This is a genomic window from Pseudomonas sp. B3G-3 (assembly GCF_028640915.1).
Classification (GTDB): domain Bacteria; phylum Pseudomonadota; class Gammaproteobacteria; order Pseudomonadales; family Pseudomonadaceae; genus Aquipseudomonas; species Aquipseudomonas chlororaphis_I.
In genome coordinates, this window is sequence record NZ_JAQZAB010000111.1 from 182,909 (window position 1) to 201,737 (window position 18,829).

The 18,829-nt window shown below is 66.8% G+C and carries 14 protein-coding genes; 3 read left to right on the forward strand and 11 right to left on the reverse strand.

Annotated features, from left to right (window positions below):
• Nucleotides 1–4: 4 nt before the first annotated feature.
• The 11 genes from PVZ80_RS19635 to PVZ80_RS19685 all read right to left on the reverse strand — a co-directional run bounded on the left by PVZ80_RS19635 (nucleotide 5) and on the right by PVZ80_RS19685 (nucleotide 14,077).
• Nucleotides 5–172, reverse strand: coding sequence for a hypothetical protein (locus tag PVZ80_RS19635; protein ID WP_273864421.1), 168 nt, complete (start codon nucleotides 170–172; stop codon nucleotides 5–7).
• Nucleotides 169–2,829, reverse strand: coding sequence for an excinuclease ABC subunit UvrA (locus PVZ80_RS19640; RefSeq protein ID WP_273864422.1), 2,661 nt, complete (start codon nucleotides 2,827–2,829; stop codon nucleotides 169–171). Before PVZ80_RS19640 ends, PVZ80_RS19635 begins: the two co-directional genes overlap by 4 nt.
• 175 nt (nucleotides 2,830–3,004) lie before the next feature.
• A complete protein-coding gene (locus PVZ80_RS19645) occupies nucleotides 3,005–5,116 on the reverse strand; it encodes a hybrid sensor histidine kinase/response regulator (protein WP_273864423.1) in 2,112 nt (703 codons plus the stop codon).
• A gap of 272 nt (nucleotides 5,117–5,388) precedes the next feature.
• Nucleotides 5,389–6,048: a DUF799 domain-containing protein gene (locus tag PVZ80_RS19650; RefSeq protein ID WP_016705380.1), complete on the reverse strand. Its 660-nt coding sequence runs from the start codon at nucleotides 6,046–6,048 to the stop codon at nucleotides 5,389–5,391.
• Entirely contained in the window at nucleotides 6,045–6,416 is a 372-nt protein-coding gene (locus PVZ80_RS19655) for a DUF4810 domain-containing protein (RefSeq protein ID WP_016705381.1), read from the reverse strand. Before PVZ80_RS19655 ends, PVZ80_RS19650 begins: the two co-directional genes overlap by 4 nt.
• Nucleotides 6,417–6,442: 26 nt before the next feature.
• Nucleotides 6,443–7,099 (reverse strand): CsgG/HfaB family protein, encoded by a 657-nt coding sequence (locus PVZ80_RS19660; protein ID WP_223815619.1) that lies wholly within the window; start codon nucleotides 7,097–7,099, stop codon nucleotides 6,443–6,445.
• A gap of 284 nt (nucleotides 7,100–7,383) precedes the next feature.
• Entirely contained in the window at nucleotides 7,384–10,467 is a 3,084-nt protein-coding gene (locus PVZ80_RS19665; protein WP_273864424.1) for an error-prone DNA polymerase, read from the reverse strand.
• Nucleotides 10,464–11,879, reverse strand: coding sequence for a Y-family DNA polymerase (locus PVZ80_RS19670; protein WP_273864425.1), 1,416 nt, complete (start codon nucleotides 11,877–11,879; stop codon nucleotides 10,464–10,466). The genes PVZ80_RS19665 and PVZ80_RS19670 overlap by 4 nt, the downstream gene beginning before the upstream one ends.
• A 7-nt stretch (nucleotides 11,880–11,886) precedes the next feature.
• Entirely contained in the window at nucleotides 11,887–12,504 is a 618-nt protein-coding gene (imuA, locus tag PVZ80_RS19675) for a translesion DNA synthesis-associated protein ImuA (protein WP_028682850.1), read from the reverse strand.
• Nucleotides 12,504–13,121, reverse strand: a complete 618-nt coding sequence (gene lexA / locus PVZ80_RS19680; RefSeq protein WP_028682849.1) for a transcriptional repressor LexA — start codon at nucleotides 13,119–13,121, stop codon at nucleotides 12,504–12,506. The genes imuA and lexA overlap by 1 nt, the downstream gene beginning before the upstream one ends.
• A gap of 38 nt (nucleotides 13,122–13,159) precedes the next feature.
• Nucleotides 13,160–14,077, reverse strand: a complete 918-nt coding sequence (locus PVZ80_RS19685; protein ID WP_009049707.1) for a LysR family transcriptional regulator — start codon at nucleotides 14,075–14,077, stop codon at nucleotides 13,160–13,162.
• A gap of 103 nt (nucleotides 14,078–14,180) precedes the next feature.
• On the opposite strand from PVZ80_RS19685, the gene PVZ80_RS19690 reads away from it, so the two are divergent.
• From PVZ80_RS19690 to PVZ80_RS19700, 3 genes are all read left to right on the forward strand, one after another.
• Nucleotides 14,181–15,923 carry an amidohydrolase gene (locus PVZ80_RS19690; protein WP_273864426.1) on the forward strand — a complete coding sequence of 581 codons (1,743 nt, stop codon included), beginning with the start codon at nucleotides 14,181–14,183 and terminating at the stop codon, nucleotides 15,921–15,923.
• A gap of 131 nt (nucleotides 15,924–16,054) precedes the next feature.
• Complete coding sequence (locus PVZ80_RS19695; protein WP_028682847.1) at nucleotides 16,055–16,792, forward strand: TorF family putative porin; 738 nt, start codon at nucleotides 16,055–16,057, stop codon at nucleotides 16,790–16,792.
• Between the two features lie 133 nt (nucleotides 16,793–16,925).
• A complete protein-coding gene (locus tag PVZ80_RS19700; RefSeq protein ID WP_435307280.1) occupies nucleotides 16,926–18,584 on the forward strand; it encodes a phosphoethanolamine transferase in 1,659 nt (552 codons plus the stop codon).
• Nucleotides 18,585–18,829: the final 245 nt, after the last annotated feature.

Genomic DNA, 18,829 nt, shown 5'->3' on the forward strand with positions numbered 1-18,829 from the left:
GCACTTACAGGCGCTTGCCAGTTACCAGAATGACCTCGACCACCGCTGTCTGTCGACCGCCAATCGGACCACAGCAATGACCGTTCGTCGCCTTCAGCGGCATTTCACGTGACCCACCGCCCGCCTCGCAATCCGCCATGACCGAAGCCCCGCTGAGGGTGCCGCGATTCATCCCAGCGCCTGGGCCAGAAACGGCGCAGTGCGGCTCTTGCGGTGCCTGGCCACCTGCTGCGGGGTACCGCTGACCACCACTTTGCCGCCCTGGTCGCCGGCGCCCGGGCCGATATCGATCACCCAGTCGGCCTGGGCCACCACGCGCATTTCGTGCTCGACCACCACCACGCTGTGGCCGGCCCGCACCAGGTTGTCCAGTTGCTCCAGCAGGCGATCGACATCCCGCGGATGCAGGCCGGTGGTCGGCTCGTCCAGCACATACAGGGTTGCACCGCGGGGGTTGCGCTGCAGCTCGGTGGCCAGCTTGATCCGCTGCGCTTCGCCGCCGGACAGCTCGGTGGCCGGCTGGCCAAGGCGCAGGTAACCCAGGCCGATATCGCGCAAGACCTCCAGGGAACGGCGGATGCTCGCTTGCTCGGCGAACACCTCGACCGCCTCCTGCACCGTCAATTGCAGGACCTGGGTGATGTTCAGGCCTTGCCACTGGATGGCCAGGGTCTGCGGGTTGTAACGCGCGCCGTGGCAGGTCGGGCACGGCGCATAGACGCTGGGCATGAACAGCAACTCGACGCTGACAAAACCTTCGCCTTCGCAGGCCGGGCAGCGGCCCTTGGCGACGTTGAAGGAGAACTGCCCGGCGTCGTAACCCAGCGCCCGCGCCTCGGGGGTGGCGGCGAACAGCTTGCGCACGTGGTCGAACAGCCCGGTGTAGGTCGCCAGATTCGAGCGCGGGGTGCGGCCGATGGGTTTCTGGTCCACCTGCACCAGGCGCTTGATCCGTTCCAGCCCGGCGGTGACTTCGCCGCTGCTGGCCTGCGGGGCGTCGTCTTCCAGGTTCAGCTCTTCCGGCTCTTCGTTACCCTGCGGCCGCCCGAGGTGCGCGCCCACCAGTTCCAGCAGGGCCTGGCTGACCAGGCTCGACTTGCCGGAACCCGACACCCCGGTCACCGCGGTGAAGCAGCCGAGGGGGAATTCGGCGCTCAGGTCCTTCAGATTGTTGCGGCTGATGCCCTCCAGGCGCAGCCAGCCCTGGGCCGCACGCGCGGTACGGCGGGCCGGCGCCTGCTCGGCGAACAGGTAGGCGCGGGTCTGCGACTCCGCGACCTGGGCCAGCCCCGCTGGCGGGCCGCTGTACAGCACCTGGCCGCCCTGCTCGCCCGCCGCCGGGCCGACATCGATCAGCCAGTCGGCGCGGCGCATGGTCTGCAGGTCGTGCTCGACCACGAACAGCGAATTGCCCGAAGCCTTGAGCTGCTGCAAAGCCTCGAACAGCGCCTCGGCGTCCGCCGGGTGCAGGCCCGCCGAAGGCTCGTCGAGCACATAGATCACCCCGAACAGTTGCGAACCCAGTTGGGTCGCCAGGCGCAGACGCTGCAACTCGCCGGACGACAGGGTCGGCGTGCTGCGCTCCAGGGCCAGGTAACCCAGGCCCAGGCCGGTCAGGGTGCTGACCCGCTCCAGCAGGTCCTGGGCGATGCGTTGCGCGGCCAGGCGTTTTTCCAGGGACAGGTTCGGCGTGTGCCGCACATCCGGCCCCCCGACATGCCCCGGCGCGCCCTGGGCGATCCGTTGTTGACGCGCGGCCTGGGTCTGCTCGTGGCTCCAGGCCTCGCCGGCCTCCTCGGCCTGTTCCAGGTAAGCCTGGGCGGCCACCGGCTTGAGCACCTCGGCCAGTTGCAGCAGGGGCATCTGCGACAGCTCGCCGATGTCGAGGCCGGCGAAGGTCACCGACAGCGCCTCGCGCTTCAGGCGCTTGCCCTCGCACAGCGGGCACGGGCTGCCGAGCATGAACTGCGACACGCGCTTTTTCATCAGCGCGCTTTGCGAATGGGTGAAGGTGTGCAGCACGTAGCGCCGGGCCCCGCTGAAGGTGCCCATGTAGCTCGGCTCCTGTTTGCGCTTGAGGGCCTCGCGGGTCTGCTCCGGGGTCAGCCCGGCGTACACCGGCACGGTCGGGGTTTCTTCGGTGAACAGGATCCAGTCGCGCTGCTCTTTAGGCAGGTCGCGCCAGGGGATATCGACGTCGTAGCCCAGGGTCACAAGGATGTCGCGCTGGTTCTGCCCCTGCCAGGCCAGCGGCCAGGAGGCCACCGCGCGCTGGCGGATGGTCAGCGAAGGGTCCGGCACCATCAACGCCTCGCTGACCTCGTAGACCCGGCCCAGGCCATGGCAGTTGGGACAGGCGCCCTGCGGGGTGTTGGGCGAGAAGTCTTCGGCGTAGAGCATCGGCTGCCCCGGCGGGTAGCTGCCGGCCCGGGAATAGAGCATGCGGATCAGGCTGGACAAGGTGGTGACGCTGCCCACCGAAGAGCGGGTGCTCGGCGTGCCGCGTTGCTGTTGCAGGGCCACCGCCGGCGGCAGGCCTTCGATGGCATCGACATCCGGCACCCCGACCTGATCGATCAGGCGCCGGGCGTAAGGCGCCACCGATTCGAAATAGCGGCGCTGGGCCTCGGCGTACAGGGTCGAGAACGCCAGGGACGATTTGCCGGAGCCGGAAACCCCGGTGAACACCACCAGCGCATCGCGGGGAATATCCACGTCGACGTTGCGCAGGTTGTGTTCGCGGGCGCCGCGCACCCTGACAAAACCCGAGCTGTGCGCTGGCAAGGAAGACAAAACCTGGGGCGAAGGCATGTTGCGCGCTGAAGTCATGGGCCAGCCTTGTATCGGAGGTGTCGGGACGAGATTTCTAGTCAGAGAGCCCCTCGGCGCCAGCACCGGCGACAGGCAGCCACCCGACCGAGTTGCAGGGTGCATGGGCTCGGGGTTTTGAGCAACCGTGGATCTCGAAGGTTCAGCGGACTTTTTGCTTGAGGGGCTTACGGCCTCACGCCTCCAGCACCGACCTGACCATGGCGGTCAGGGCGTCCGGGCTGTAGGGCTTGCTCAGCAGGTGGGTGTCCGGGCTGAGCTGGTGATTGCAGGAAATGATGTCGCGGGTATGCCCCGAGGTGAACAGCACCGCCACGGCCGGCGACTGGGTCTTGGCCCAGAGCGCCAGGTCGGTGCTTTTGATCAGGCCCGGCATCACCACGTCGGTGAAGATAAGCTCGACATGGGCGCCATTCAGCAACAGTTGCATGGCCGCATCGCCATTGGCCGCCACCAGCACCTTGTAGCCAGCGTGCTCCAGCAGCTCGACCGCCGCCGCGCGGACGTCCTCGTTGTCCTCCACCACCAGGATGGTTTCCTGGCCATGGCAAGGTCGCTGCCCACGCCGGGGCGCCGCGCCCGGTTCCTGCTCGGTACTGCGGACAAAATACATGCGCACCGTGGTGCCCTGCCCCGGCGTGCTGAGCATCTCGATATGGCCGCCGCTCTGCTTGACGAAACCGAACACCATGCTCAGCCCCAGGCCGGTGCCCAGGCCATCGCGCTTGGTGGTGAAGAACGGCTCGAACGCCTGCTTGAGCACCTCGGGCGGCATGCCATCGCCAGTATCGGCCACCGACAGGCACAGGTAGTCGCCGGCGGTGATGCCCTTGCCGGCACAGAAATCGCCGTCGAGCACCACATTTTCGCCACGGATGCCGATGGTGCCCTCGCCCTTCATGGCATCGCGGGCGTTGATCGCCAGGTTGAGCAAGGCGTTTTCCAGCTGGCCGCGATCGACCTTGATGCACCAGGGGTTCGCAGGCAACTGCACATCGATATCGATGGTCTCGCCGAGGGCCCGTTGCAGCAGCTCACCCAGGCTGTCGGGGATCCGGCACGGGTTGTAGACCTCGGGCGACAGCGGCTGGCGCCGGGCGAACGCGAGCAGTTGTGCGGACAGCTTGGCGCCGCGCTCGACCGCGGTAATGGCCGCGCCGACCCGGCGCTGCACATTGGCATTGTCCGGCTCATGGCGCGCCAGCAGGTGCAGGTTGCCGGCGATCACTTGCAGCAGGTTGTTGAAGTCGTGGGCCACGCCACCGGTCATGCCGCCAATGGCCTCGAGCTTCTGCGACTGGCGCAGCTGCTCCTCGGCCGAAACCCTCGCGTTGACCTCCTCGGCCACCCGCTGCTCGAGATTGCGCGTCAGTTGCAGCAGCGACTCTTCGGCCATCTTGCGTTCGTGGATATCGATCAGCACGCCGGGGAAACGCAGGGCCTGTCCCGCGTCGTCGAACTCGCAACGGCCGCAGCCCATGACCCACAGGTAACTGCCGTCCGCCCGGCGGATGCGGTATTCGGCGTTGTAGGGCACGCCCTTTTGCACGCTGTAGGCCGCCTGTTCCTTGATCCGCGCCAGGTCCTCGGGGTGCACCCGACTGTCGGCGACTGCCATCGACAGGTCGTCCAGCGGCTGCTCCAGCGGATAGGAAAAGGTCCGGGCAAAACGCTCGTCGCCCGACAGCCGGTCGGCCTTGATGTCCCAGACAAAGGAACCCAGCAGCGCCCCGGCATTGAGCGCCAGTTGCACCCGCTCGTTTTCCGCGCGGTAGGCGCTCTCGACTTCCTGGCGGCGTTGCTCGGACAGTACATGGGCAGTGGTCTCGACCACGATCGCCATGACCCCGGCCGGCGCCTGGTCGTCACCGGCCACCGGACTGTAGTAGAGGTCCATCCAGACATGTTCCGGCTGGCCGTTGCGCAGCAGCACCAGCTCCTTGTTGCGGTACGACAGGGTCCCGCCCGCCAGGCAGGTGTCCAGCACATGGCGGTTGAAATCCGCCACCTCCGGCCAGCCCTGCTCCACCTGGCAGCCGAGCAGGTACGGATGCCGGCCACCGGCGAATTCGGCGTAAGCATCGTTGTAGATCATGTAGCCCGAACGGCCCCAGAGCATGACCAGCGGCACCGGCGAGGCCAGCAACAGCTGCACCGCGCTGCACAGGCTCGATGACCAGCGGTCCAGCGCCCCCAGCTCGGTGACAGACCAGTCGAACGCCTGGATGCGTGCGGCCATCTCGCCTTTCCAGCCCTGGCAACCATGAGGATCTGATAAGAACGGCATGACGAACTCTACGAAAAACATGACAAGCATGGGTTTTCAAGAGGTTGCGACGCGGCAGCCTCCAGAGCCTTTGAGCACCGTGCGTGCGGATGGTTTCACTATTTTCAGCCCCTGGGCCGAATCACCGCTGCCGCTGGTCGGTCGCCCTGCCCGCGAGTGCACCCAGCACGCGCCGGACAGGATTGAACAAACAGCATAGGCGTTGGCGCAAGGTCCAGGCGGACGCTCGCAAACGTCGCCTGGCACAGGGCGGATTGCCCGCCCTGCGGACCTCAGTCGGTGCCGTATTTCGGCGAGCGCGGACCGTACAACAGGCCCGCGTGTTGCCCGGCCGACAGCAGGCGCTGGCTGGTGATGCCGGCGATCGGGTGACCGGCGTCGGTGGAGGTGTTGATGATCTGCTTCACCGCGGCGGTGATCAGCATGCCCACCAGGCCACCGCCGTTGTTATTGTTGCCCTCTTCGCTGGAGGCCCGGGCAGTGCCGGTCCACAACGTGGTGCCGGTCTTCAGGTCGACCAGGGTGGCACTGGCGGTGACCACGGTGGCGCTGCTGATCAGCATGTAGCTGGTTCCGTATTCCTTGACGGTGATATACAGCCCGGCATCGGCGCCGAAGATCTCGTTGAGCTTGGCCGGCGACAGGCCATGGATATCCGCCGGGTTGGTCAGGCCGTTGTGGCGGAAGGTTTCGTCCACCACCGCGATCGGCATCACGTAATAACCGGCTTCGGCCAGGGGGAAGGTCACCTGGGACAGCATGCTGTAGGTGGCCTTGACGTCCGGCGACTCGTTGAGCGGCGGCAGCACCAGGATCGACTTCGGCCGGGCCTGCTTGTAGGCCGAGTAGTCCACGGTCTTGGGCGTGGCGCAGCCCACCAGCAGGCTGACGGCCAACAGGCCCATCAGGTTGCGCAAGGTGCAGAGGTTCATTGGCCGGCTCCCTTCTTGGCGTTTTTCAGCAGAAAGTCCATGTACGGCGCGGACTCGGGGAACAGCGCCTTCTCGGTATTGAACTGCTGCACCATCTGGTCGTCCTTGCCCAGGCCGGCATAGAGCATGCCCAGGTGCGCGTGGTAACCCGGCGGCACCGCCTTGCCGGTGGACTTGATCTTCTGCAGGTCGCGCTCCAGCGCTTCGACCTGCGCCTCCTTGGCCTCCTCGCCCTTGAAGTACTCGTAGGTCTGGGCCTGGTAGGTTTCCCACTGGTAAAGCGTCTTCGGCCCACTGCAACCGGCCAGCAATACGCTGCCCAGCAACGTGGCGGCCATCAGCGGCCGGGCCATCTTGGTGTTGAACATGCTCTTCTCCCTGTCAGCGGTATCGATCAGCGGCTGGGTTTCCAGGCGCCGGCGTCAATCGCCTCGACCATGCGGTTGACGGCCTCGCGCATGGCCAGGTCGAGGACCTTGCCGTTGAGGGTCGAGTCGTAGGAAGCGGTGCCGCCGAAGCCGATCACCTCGCGGTTGGACAGGGCGTACTCGCCGGCGCCCTGGGTCGAATACACCACTTCGGAAGTGCTGATGTTGACGATGTTCAACGCCACCTTGGCGTAGGCCACCTGGGTCTTGCCGCGGCCGAGAATGCCGAACAGCTGGTGGTCGCCGGTTTCCTTGCGGCCGAACTCGGTGACATCGCCGGTCACCACGAAGTCCGCGCCCTTGAGCTTCTGCGCCTGGCCCTTGATTGCCGCTTCCTGCTGGATCTCGCCCATGTTGTCGCGATCCAGCACGTTGAAGCGGTTGGTCTGCTGCAGGTGGGTAATCAGGATAGTCTTGGCCTGGCCGCCGAGGCGGTCGACGCCGTCGGAGAAGATCCCGCGCATGTAGCTGGAGCGGTTATCGAACTTGCCCACCGCCATCGGTACCCGAGCACCGGTCCACACCTGATTGGCGCTCTGGACCTTCTCCACCGGCAACGCCCGGGAGCTTTCCGTGGCACAACCGCTCATGCCCGCCAGTACGGCCAACGCTACGCCCGACATCACCAACTTCGAGATCAGTCTCACTCTGGGTTCCTTTTGAGTATTCATAAAAAGTGCCTGCGCCCTGCCACAGCCTTGCGAAACACGGCTTCTGCGGGTTCGGAAATAGCAGTCAGGGCATGCTGAAACGTGACGCAGGAGGCGTCGGCGGCGGCGATTATGCCAAAGTGCCATCATTGCGAAAAGAAATAAAAATCCTGGCGTCAGTCGATTGACTGCCGGACGCTCCAGGCTTGCCCGCGATGGCTGCGACGCCGGTCGCAGCCTGCGGCAGCGTGACCGGCTCAGCGGAAATCGCGGCTGCGGATGGTGATGCCGCTCAGCAGGTCGCTGAGGTCGCTCAGGCGGCCGGCGATCAGGTGGCGGACCTCGCCTTCGGTTTCCAGGGTGCCGTCGACCTTGAGCAACTGCGCGCCGACCAGGACCTTGCGCTGGCGTTCGGCCAGGTCGCGCCAGACCACCACGTTGACGTTGCCGAACTCGTCTTCCAGGGTGACGAAGGTCACGCCGCTGGCGGTGCCCGGCCGCTGGCGTCCGGTGACCAGCCCGGCGATGCTCACCGGGCGCCCGTGCTCGACCTCCAGCAGCTCGCGGGAACTGCGGCAGCGCCGGGCCTTGAGTTCGTCCCGCAGCAAGGCCAGCGGATGGGGCCCGAGGGTGGTGCCGACGCTCAGGTAATCGGCCTGCAGATCTTCGCCGACCGTCGGTCGCGGCAAGGCCACGGGCGCTTCCTCCTGGCGCGGCAGGCCGGCGAACAGGCCGAGCTGTTGCTGCACGCCCGCCACTTCCCAGCGCGCCCGATGCCGGTGCCCGGCCAACCCACGCAGGGCGCCGGCATCGGCCAGCAGTTCCTGGGCGCGGCTGTCCAGGCGCGCCCGTTGCCCGAGGTCGGCGATATCGACAAAGGGCGCGTACTGGCGTGCTGCCTCGATGCGCCGCGCGTCGTCTTCGCGAAAGCCCTTGATCATCCGCAGCCCCAGGCGCAACGCCGGTTGCGCGCCAGCCAGCGGTTCCAGGCTGCAATCCCAGGCGCTGGCGCGCACGTCCACCGGACGAATCGCCAGATGGTGCCGGCGCGCGTCCTGGAGGATCTGGTCGGGGCTGTAGAAACCCATGGGCCAGCTGTTGATCAGGGCGCAGGCGAAGGCCGCCGGCTCGTGGCATTTGAGCCAGCAGCTGGCATAGGTCAGCAAGGCGAAACTGGCGGCGTGGGACTCGGGAAAACCGTAGCTGCCGAAGCCCTTGATCTGCTCGAAGATCTGCGCGGCGAATTCGTCGCTGTAGCCATTGGCGCGCATGCCGTCGCGCAGGCGCAGGCGGTGGGGCTCCAGGCCGCCGTGGCGTTTCCAGGCGGCCATGGAGCGGCGCAACTGGTCGGCCTCGCCGGGTGTGTAATCGGCGGCGACAATGGCGATCTGCATCACCTGCTCCTGGAACAGCGGCACGCCCAGGGTCCGCTGCAGCACCTCTTTCAGTTCCTCGGAGGGATAGGTCACCTCCTCCTTCTTGTCCCGCCGACGCAGGTACGGATGGACCATGCCGCCCTGGATCGGCCCCGGCCGGACAATGGCCACCTCGATCACCAGATCGTAGAAATCCTTTGGCTTGAGCCGGGGCAGCATCGACATCTGCGCCCGCGATTCGATCTGGAACACGCCGATGGTGTCGGCGCGGCCGATCATTTCGTAGGTGGCCGGGTCCTCGGCGGGGATGCTGGCCAGGCTTAGCCGCTGGTCCCGATAGCCATGGATCAGGTCGAAACAGCGGCGAATCGCACTGAGCATGCCCAGCGCCAGCACATCCACCTTGAGCAGCCCGACCGCGTCCAGGTCGTCCTTGTCCCACTGGATGATGGTGCGCTCGGCCATGGCTGCGTTTTCCACCGGCACCAGGGTGTCCAGCGGCTGTTCGGAAATCACGAAGCCACCGGGGTGCTGGGACAGGTGCCGGGGAAAGCCGATCAGTTGCCCGGTCAGGCTCAGGACCCGGCGCAGCACCGGGCTGTCCGGGTCGAAACCGGCCTCCAGCAGGCGCTCGACGGCCGGCGGCGTATCGCTCCAATGCCCGCAGCAATCGGCCAGGGCGTTGACCTGGTCCGGCGGCAGGCCCAGGGCCTTGGCCACATCGCGCACCGCGCCGGCGCCATGGTAGGTGCTGACCACCGCGGTCAGCGCGGCGCGATGGCGACCGTAACGCTGGAACACGTACTGCAGGACTTCCTCGCGGCGCTCGTGCTCGAAGTCCACGTCGATATCCGGTGGCTCGTTGCGCTCGCGGGAGAGAAAACGCTCGAACAACAGGGTCGAGCGGTCCGGGTCGATCTCGGTGATGCCCAGGGCGAAACACACCACCGAGTTGGCCGCCGAGCCCCGGCCCTGGCAGAGGATCGACTGGCCGCGGGCAAAACTGACGATGTCGTGCACCGTGAGGAAATAGCTCTCGTAACCCAGCTCGGCGATCAGTTCCAGCTCAGCGTCGATCTGCTTGAGTACCTTGGGCTTGGCGCCCCCGGGCCAGCGCTTGACGATGCCGCGCTCGGTCAGCTCGCGCAGCCAGCTGGTGGGCGTCTGCCCTTGCGGTACCAGCTCCCGGGGGTACTGGTAATGCAGTTGCCCGAGGTCGAAATGGCAGCGCTCGGCGATCTTCAGCGACTCTTCCAGCAGGGCCGGCGGATAAAGGCTGCGCAACGCCTCGAGACTGCGCAAATGCCGCTCGCCATTGGGGTGCAGGCGCTGGCCGGCCTCGGCCACCCGCACGTGATGGCGGATCGCGGTCATGGTGTCCTGCAAGGCCCGGCGCCCGCGCACATGCATATGCACATCGCCGCAGGCCACGGCGGCAATGCCCAGCTCCCGGGCCAGCGTCAGCAATTCACCCAGGCGCCGCTGGTCGTCCTGGCCGCAATGCAGCTCCACGGCCAGCCACAGCCGGTCGGCGAACACCTGCTGCAACCAGCGCCCCGCTTCTTGCTGCTCACCCTGTGGTTGAGCGTCCGCCAGCCACAGGGCCAGCAGCCCCGGCAAGGGCTGCTCGAAGTCTTCGCGCAACAGCTGGTACTGGCCCTTCTGCGCCCGGCGTCGGGCGCGGGTAATCAGCCGGCACAGGCCCTGGTAACCCTCCAGGTTCTCCACCAGCAGCACCAGTCCGGGGCCGTCGTCGAGGCGCATTTCGCTGCCGACGATCAGCGGCAGGTTGCAGTCCTTCGAGGCCTGCCAGGCCCGGACGATGCCGGCCAGACTGCACTCGTCGGTAATCGCCAGGGCCTGGTAGTCCTGGGCCGCCGCCCGCTCGAACAGCTCGCGGGCACTGGAGGCACCGCGCTGGAAACTGAAGTTCGACAGGCAGTGCAGTTCGGCGTAGCCCTTCATGCGAACCAGCCCTGCAACAGCAAGGGCCCCGCCTCGCCCACCGGGCGATAGGCCCAGCCCTGCTGGCCGCCACGGGTTTCGATCAGGTAATAGTCGCGGCGCACGTCACCGCCGTCCCACCAGCCGGACTCGATGCGCTCCGGCCCCATGAGGATCCGCGCCGCCCCCTCCTGCAACGCCAGCGGCTCGCGCAACAGCCAGCCCGGGCGCCGGGGCCCGGGCGGCAGCGGGCAGGCCTGGCTGTCGCCGACCGGTTGCCAGCTGCATTCGGGACGGTGGTCAGCGTGGAAACGCAAGCCATGCACCGCCTCGTCTCCCAGGCGGGCGCGCAGGCGTTCGCGCAACTGCTCCCAGGGCAGGGATTGCTGCGGGCGCTCGTCGAACAGCTCGCGGTGCTGCGGCACGAAGCGCGGCAAATCCTCAGCCACCAGGCGCACGCCACGCACCGGCGCGGGCACCTGGACCTGCTCCAGGCGCCCGCGCGCCAATTCGAACAGCATCGCCGGTTCGCGCTCGGCGCTGAGCAGGCCGACCTTGATCAGGCTGTCGGGCAGCTCGACATGCTCCAGGTGCAGGTCGAAGCGCTGCACCCCGCTGTCACGGCCACAGAGAAACACCGCCAGATCGCAGGTCAGGCGGCGCAGGGGAAACAGCAGGGCCTGGTGGGACAGCACGTCGAAATTCAATTCGATGCGCAGATCGAAACGGTCTGGCGGCTGATAGAACGCCAGCGCCAGGGAACGCTCGCCCAACAGAGTATCCAGGTGCTTGAGCAGGCCCGCGTCGAAACGCCGGGCCAGGGTGTCCCGGGGCAGCCCGCGCACTTGGGCGAAGGTGCGCAGGCCCATGCGCGACAGGGCTGTGGCCGCGCCCGGCGGCAGGCCGAGACGCTCCACGGACATGCGCCCCAGGGCCTGGCGCAATTGCTCCTGGTCGGTCACCGCCAGCCCGTCGTAGGCATTGGCCAGCACCCGGGCCGCCGCCGGATTCGGCGCGCTGACGATGCGGTGGCGAAAACCCAGCGCGTTCAGCTCCTGGCGCAGGCGCGCCTCCAGCTGTGGCCAGGGGCCGAACAGGCCCAGGCTCGACTCGATCTCGAACACCAGGGTGCGCGGGTAATGAAGGCTGACCTGGGAACTGAAGCGGTAGGCCCAGGCCGCGAGAAACTGCTGCCAATGGGCGATTTCGTCGGCGTCGTATTCGGCGCTGGCGAAGTTCTTGCTCAGGGCCTGGGCGGCGGTCAGCGACTGCCCGGGCCGCAACCCCAGCTCGCGGGCGGCGGCATTCACCGCCTGGATCACCCGGCGCTGCGGCGTCCCGCTGAGCAACGCCAGCGCGGCGTCCGGCTCGGGGCGCTGGCGCAGCGCCGCGTCCAGCGCCAATTGCGGGAACAGAATACAGACCCAGCGCATGGCAACCTCAGTGCCCCGGGGCGAAGGCGATCGGCGCCGCATGGGCCAGGCCGCCGCGGCACTTGAGTATCCGCAGCTGCGCCGGCCGGGCCTCCACGGCAAGGCGCAGGGCCGCCGGCGAGGGGTTGATGGCTTCCTTGAGGGGACGGTAGGCAAAGGCCAGGGTCTGGCCGGTTTCGGCCGCCACCTGCAACCGCCGCAAGGCGCGGTCGTCGGCCTGTTGCGGCCAGCACAGCACGGCCCCGCAACTGCCCGAGCGCAGGCACTGCTCGGCGGCCCACAGGGCGTCCCGTTCGCCGGCCTGGATCACCGCCAGCTGGCGCAGGTCGACCCCGGCGTTCTGCCAGGCCTGGGGGTACGGCACATGGGGCGGCGCCACCAGCACGATGCGCTCGCCGGCGGCCGAAAGCCGGGCCAGGGTCGGCCACAGCAGTTGCAGCTCGCCGACACCCTGGGCGGCGATAAGGATTTCCGTCAGCGCCGCTTCCGGCCAGCCGCCGCTGGGCAAGGCCGCGTCCAGCATGGCGTGGCCGGTGGGCTGCGGGCTGGCGGCGGGCGCCGTCGGGCGGCCCTTCCACACCCGGCCGGCATTGAACAGCGTCTCCAGTGCCACGACGGCGCCCATCAGCCTTGCCTCACCAGGCCACAGAACACCCCTTCGATGGCCAGGTCCCGGTCCTCGCCGATCAGGATCGGGGCATAGGCCGGGTTGCGCGGCAGCAGGCGCACGCCATCGGCCAGGCGTTCGAAACGCTTGATGGTGACTTCGCCATCCAGCCGCGCCACCACGATCTGGCCGTTGCGCACCTCGCTGTCGCGACGCACCGCCACCAGGTCGCCGTCGAGGATGCCGTCCTCGATCATCGAGTCGCCCTGGACCCGCAGCAGGTAATCGGGGGTACGGGAAAACAGCGCCGGGTCGAGCAGCAAGCGACTGTGCACCTCGGCATCGGCGCCGATCGGCAGGCCGGCGGCGACCCGGCCGAGCACCGGGATCTCCAGCCACTCGGGGCGCGGCGGCTGGTTGAGCAGGCGGATGCCTCGGGCCTGATGGGGGTTGACCTCGATGAAGCCGGCCTCGGTCAGGGCCACGACATGCTTGCGCGCCACGCTGCGCGAGGCGAAGCCGAAGGCCTCGCTGATTTCAGCGAGGCTCGGGGGCTGGCCATGTTCGGCGATGCGCTCGCGGATAAAGGTCAGGATGGCACTGCGGCGGGGAGATAAAGTAGTCATGGAGTACATTTGTACTCCTCCCGGGTTTTCCTGACAAGAACCGCCAGTCAGCCCAGGCCACGGCTCGCCAGGAACGCGCTGATGTAATCGATGAACGCCAGCACCTTGGCCGTGGCCCGCCGGTGGCTGGGGTAGACCGCGAGGATGTGCGGCCCGAAGCAGTCCGGGTCGATGGCGTAGTCGGCCATCACCCGCACCAGGCGGCCGTCGGCCAGGTAAGGCGCGGCGCTCCACAACGGGGTGTGCAACAGCCCGCGCCCGGCCAGGGCATTGGCCAGCAACAGGTCGTAATTGTCGCTGCGCAGCCGCGGCGCCCGGGGTTGCAGCAGGCTCAGGCGCTGCCCGTCCCGTTCGACCCACCAGAACTCGCGGCTGAGCAAGGGATGGCGATAGAGCAGCCATTCGTGTTCATCCAGGGTCTGCGGCGTCACCGCCACGCCCTTGCGCGCCAGGTAGGCCGGGCTGGCGCACAAGGCCAGGCAATTGCTGCCGACCACCCGCGCAATCAGCCCCGGCAGGTCGTCATGGCCTTCGCGCAGGGCCAGGTCGTAGCCGCTTTCCAGCAGGTTGACGAACTCGTCGCACAGGTCCACCTGCAGGTCGATCTGCGGATACTGCTCGAGGAAACCGCCACACACCTGGTCGAGAAAGGCCTGCCCATAGGCCAGCGGCGCGGTGATCTTCAGGTTGCCGCGCAGGCCATGCTGCAACTGCTCGATTTCCTCGCCGGCCTCCTCCAGCCGCTGCAGGACCTGGCGCGCGGTTTCCAGGTAGAGCCGCCCCACTTCCGTCAGCAGGATCCGTCGGGTGCTGCGCTCGAACAGACGCGCGCCCAGCTCGACTTCCAGGTGATTGACCGCCTTGGTCAGGGCCGAGGGGGTCTTGCCCAATTGCTCGGCGGCGCGGCTGAAACTGCCCAGCTGCGCGGTGACCACGAACATCTTTAATGCACCCAACTTGTCCATGCTTTTTCCATTCAGGCAAAAACGTTTTTCGTCAGCGAGGCGTTCTGTCGGCTCTGGCAAGCCACTAATCTGGCCATCAGACGCAATAACAAGGAAATACTCAATGAAAAGGTTCATCCCGAATCTGCTGACGATTGCAGTGAGTTTTGCCTCAATGGAAGCCATGGCCGCCACCGACCTGGTGCTGTTCAACGGCCAGGTGTTCACCGCCGATCGCGCCCAGCCCAAGGTCCAGGCCCTGGCGGTGGCCGACGGCAAGGTGCTGCAAGTGGGCAGCGACGCGCAGATCAAGGCCCTGATCGAAACCGGCACCCGGGTCATCGACCTGGGCGGCAAGACCCTGATGCCCGGCCTGATCGACAGCCATTCCCACGCGATCTTCGGCGGCCTGGAAATGACCTCGGCCAATATGCAGGACAAGGTGGTCAGCCTCGACCAGCTGGAGCGAAAACTGCGCGCCTGGCGCGACGACGGCAAGGCCCGGCACGGCGACGTCCTCAGCATCGCCGGCATGAGCTCGGCCTACTGGGCCCAGGCCGAAGCCCTGGGCCAGCGCTTCAACGCCGGCGAGTGGGCCAGGGTGCCCGTGGTGTTCACCGGCAGCGATCACCATACCGCCTGGGCCAATGACGCAATGCTGGAGCGCGCCGGCATCGACGCCGCCCTGCTCAAGACCCTGCCCCAGGCCGAGCGCGACACCATAGGCCAGCTCGCCGACGGCCGCCCCAATGGCTTCCTGGTGGACGCCGGCTGGGACCGGGTCGCGGCGAAAATGCCGGTGCCCAGCAGCGCCGCCCTGCTCAACGCGGCGCAATCGGCGGTGCGCTACAACAACAGCCTGGGCATCACCGCCTGGATGGACCCGGCGGCCAACGCCGCCCCCGGCGAAGCGGTGTTCGCCCTCAAGCCCACGGCCCAGACCGTCGGCGTGCTGCCGGCCTACAAGGCGCTCGCCGAGAGCGGCGGCATGAGCGCCCATGTCGCCGCGCTGCTGGTGGCCAACCCGAAAAGCCGCCCTGCCGACCTCGACGTGCTGGAGCAGGTGCGCCAGCAATTCCAGGGCATCCCCAACCTGACCCTGCCCGGCGTCAAGATTTTCGCCGACGGGGTGATCGAGTACCCGGCCCAGAGCGCGGCGATGATCGATCCCTACAGCAACTCGCACAAACAGGGCGAACTGCTGATCGATCCCGAGCATTTCGGCGAACTGGTCAGCGCCATCGACCAGCGCGGCTGGCGGGTGCACATCCACGCCATCGGCGACCGCGCGGTGCGCGAATCCCTCAATGGCATCGCCCAGGCGCGCCAGGACCGCCAGAGCGGCATCGCCCACTCCATCACCCACCTGCAGATGGTCAACCCGAAGGAGTTCACCCGCTTCAAGCCGCTGGGGGTCATCGCCTCGATGCAACTGCTGTGGGCCTCGGCGGACGACTACACCCTGGACATGATCAAGCCGTATGTCAGCGCCCTGGCCTTCCGTTACCAGTACCCGGCGCACTCGCTGCTCAAGCAGGGCGCGACCCTCGCCGGGGCCAGCGACTGGCCGGTGTCCTCGCCCAACCCGTGGAACGCCATCGCCCAGGCCATCACCCGCACGGGGCCGCTGGGGGTGCTCAACGCCGACGAGCGCCTGGACCGAGAGACCATGTTCTACGCCTACACCCTCAACGCCGCCCGCGCCATCGGCCTGGAGCAACGGATCGGCTCGCTGAGCGCCGGCAAACAGGCCGACTTCATCGTGCTGGACCGCGACGTGTTCCGTGTCGACGAAAAGGCCCTGCATGAAACCCAGGTGCTGCAGACCTGGTTCGCCGGCCGCGAAGTCTACGCCCGGCCTCTCTAGCCCGATCCCTCCAGATCGATCCCTCTAGAAAAACAGCTCCACTGCCCGCCCCCACGTCCTTGCGCACGTGGGGCCGGCGCAGCCTTGCCTGAAACCTGCCCATAACAATCACAACAACACGGGACGCCCACATGAAGACCCTCAGCCTGTTCGCCATCGGCGCCTTGAGCCTGTTGCCCCTGGGCAGCCAGGCCCTGCCCTTGAACGATGACTTTGCCGTGGAACTGGAACTGACCCTGGCCAGCGACTACCGCACCCGCGGCATTTCCCAGACCCAGAACGACCCCGCCGCACAGGCCGCCGCGACCCTGCTGCACAGCAGCGGCCTGTACCTGGGCGCGTGGACCTCCAACGTCGATTTCGGCGGCGGCCTGAAGACCCGCCAGGAAGTCGACTACTACGCCGGCTGGCTGTGGCAGGCCAGCGACGCGATCAGCCTCGACCTGGGCTACCTCAAGTACAGCTACCCCAGGGAAGGGCAATTCAACCAGAGCGAGGTCTACGGGATTTTCAGTGCCTATGGGGTCAGCCTGGCCGCCTATTACTCCAGCGACGCCGCGGGCATCGACAGCCAGCAAAACACCCTGTATCGCTACGTGGGCTACGAGACCGAGCTGCCCCTGGGCCTGGGGCTGAAGCTGCGTTACGGCGAGATGGACTTCAAGGACCCACGGTTGATCTCGGCCTCGGGCCAGGGCGAGGATGCCTACCACGAATGGGAGGCCAGATTGACCCGCGAGGTGGCAGGCGTGGTGCTGGGCCTGAGCTATATCGATACCGACCTGTCGAAAAGCCAGTGCACCAGCAACTACGGGTTCAGCGACCTGTGTGGCGCGACCTGGGTCGCCAGTGCCAGGAAGACTTTCTGAATCCGGCGGGCGCGGTTCGACGTGATTCGGGATAACGGCCCGCGCCCTTTCGACATTTTTTTGACCAATGACCCTCTACAGTCAGCAGTACCACTGCTGGTGCCTGTATCTCTACCCGGAGGAACGAACTGAAATGGTCTTGGGCAAAGGACTGCGATTCGCGTCAATCACATCGACCCGCCTGGTACTGCTGTTTTCCCTGGCCCTGGTGGCGCTCTACAACTTTGCCACCTGGCGCGCGCTGGGCCACCTGATCAGCCTGCAGGGCCTGCACAAGCTGGCATTCTTCGCCTCCTTCGGGCTGTTCCTGTGGGCCGCCATCACCCTGCTGCTGACCCTGGTGTCCTTCCGCTGGACCCTGAAACCGGCACTGAGCCTGGTGGCCCTGACCTCGGCCGCCGCCGCGTATTTCATGAACCAGTACGGCATCACCATCGACACGGTGATGGTGCAGAACGTGTTCGAGACCAACCCGGGCGAAGCCGCCGCGCTGTTCAACCTCAAGCTGCTGGGCTATCTGCTGGTGCTGGGCGCGTTGCCGGTGGTGCTGATCTGGCGCACCCCGGTGCGCTACCGGCCGTTCTTTCGCGGCCTGCTGAACAAGCTATTGGTGATTGCCGCCTGCGTGCTGGTGATCGCGGTCTCGGTCGGCACCTTTTATTCCACCTACGCGCCGATCTTTCGCGAAGAAGACAAGCTGACCCACTTCCTCAACCCGACCAACTACCTCTACGCCCTCGGCAAATACGCCAAGCAGAGCCTGGGGATCAAGCAACACCTGGTGATCCAGCCAATCGGCCAGGACGCGGCGATGAGCGCCCAGGCCAGCGCCCGGGAGAAGAAGTCGCTGATGATCCTGGTGGTCGGCGAAACCGCCCGCGCCGACCACTTCTCCCTCAACGGCTACGCCCGCGACACCAACCCGGAGCTGGCCAGGCTGGACATCCTCAACTTCACCCAGGTGCATTCCTGCGGCACCTCGACCGCGGTCTCGGTGCCGTGCATGTTCTCGATGTTTCCCCGCGAGGACTACAGCGACAAGAAGGGCAAGACCTACGAAGGCCTGCTGGATGTGCTGCAACGGGCCGGCGTGCAGGTGCTGTGGCTGGACAACAACAGCGACTGCAAGGGCACCTGCCTGCGGGTGCCGAACCGCGACATTCCCAAGACCCAGCCGAGCCCCTTCTGCGATGGCAAGAACTGCCTGGACGAGGCCCTGCTGGTGGACCTGCAGCAGTACATCGATGGCCTCGGCGACAACGCGATCATCGTCCTGCACGCCGACGGCAGCCATGGCCCGGAGTACTACGACCGCTATCCGAAGAACCTGGAGCGCTTCACCCCGATCTGCCACACCAACCAGCTGGGCAGTTGCAGCAGCGAGGAACTGGTGAACGTCTATGACAACACCATCCTCTACACCGACCACTTCCTGGCCCGGGTCATCGAGCTGCTCAAGCACAACCAGGAACGCTTCGACACCTCGATGCTGTACGTCTCCGACCATGGCGAGTCCCTCGGCGAAAACGGCCTGTACCTGCACGCCGCGCCCTACGCCCTGGCGCCGCAGGCGCAGACCCATGTGCCGATGCTGATGTGGTTCGGCCAGCAGGCCCTGGCCGACCTGGGCATCCAGCGCGACTGCCTGCAAGGCAAGCGCGGCGAGCCGGACCTGAGCCACGACAACCTGTTCCACTCGGTGCTCGGGCTGTTCGAGGTCAAGACCAGCCTGTACCAGCCGCGGCTGGACATCTTCCATTCCTGCCGGCCGAACATGACCGCGGCGCACTAGCGCCGCCGGATACAACCTCGCTTCTGTAGGAGCGAACGGGCGGCGATCCGACTTGCCCGCGATGGGAACGACGCGGTTTGCCTGGCACATCGCGTCATCGTTCATCGCACGCAAGCTGTGCTCCTACAGAAGAAGATCGCGCACGATCCGTAGGAGCGAGGCTTGCCCGCGAAGGCCGCGACGCGGAATTTCTGATCCACCGCGTCATCGTTCATCGCACGCAAGCTGTGCTCCTACAGAAGAAG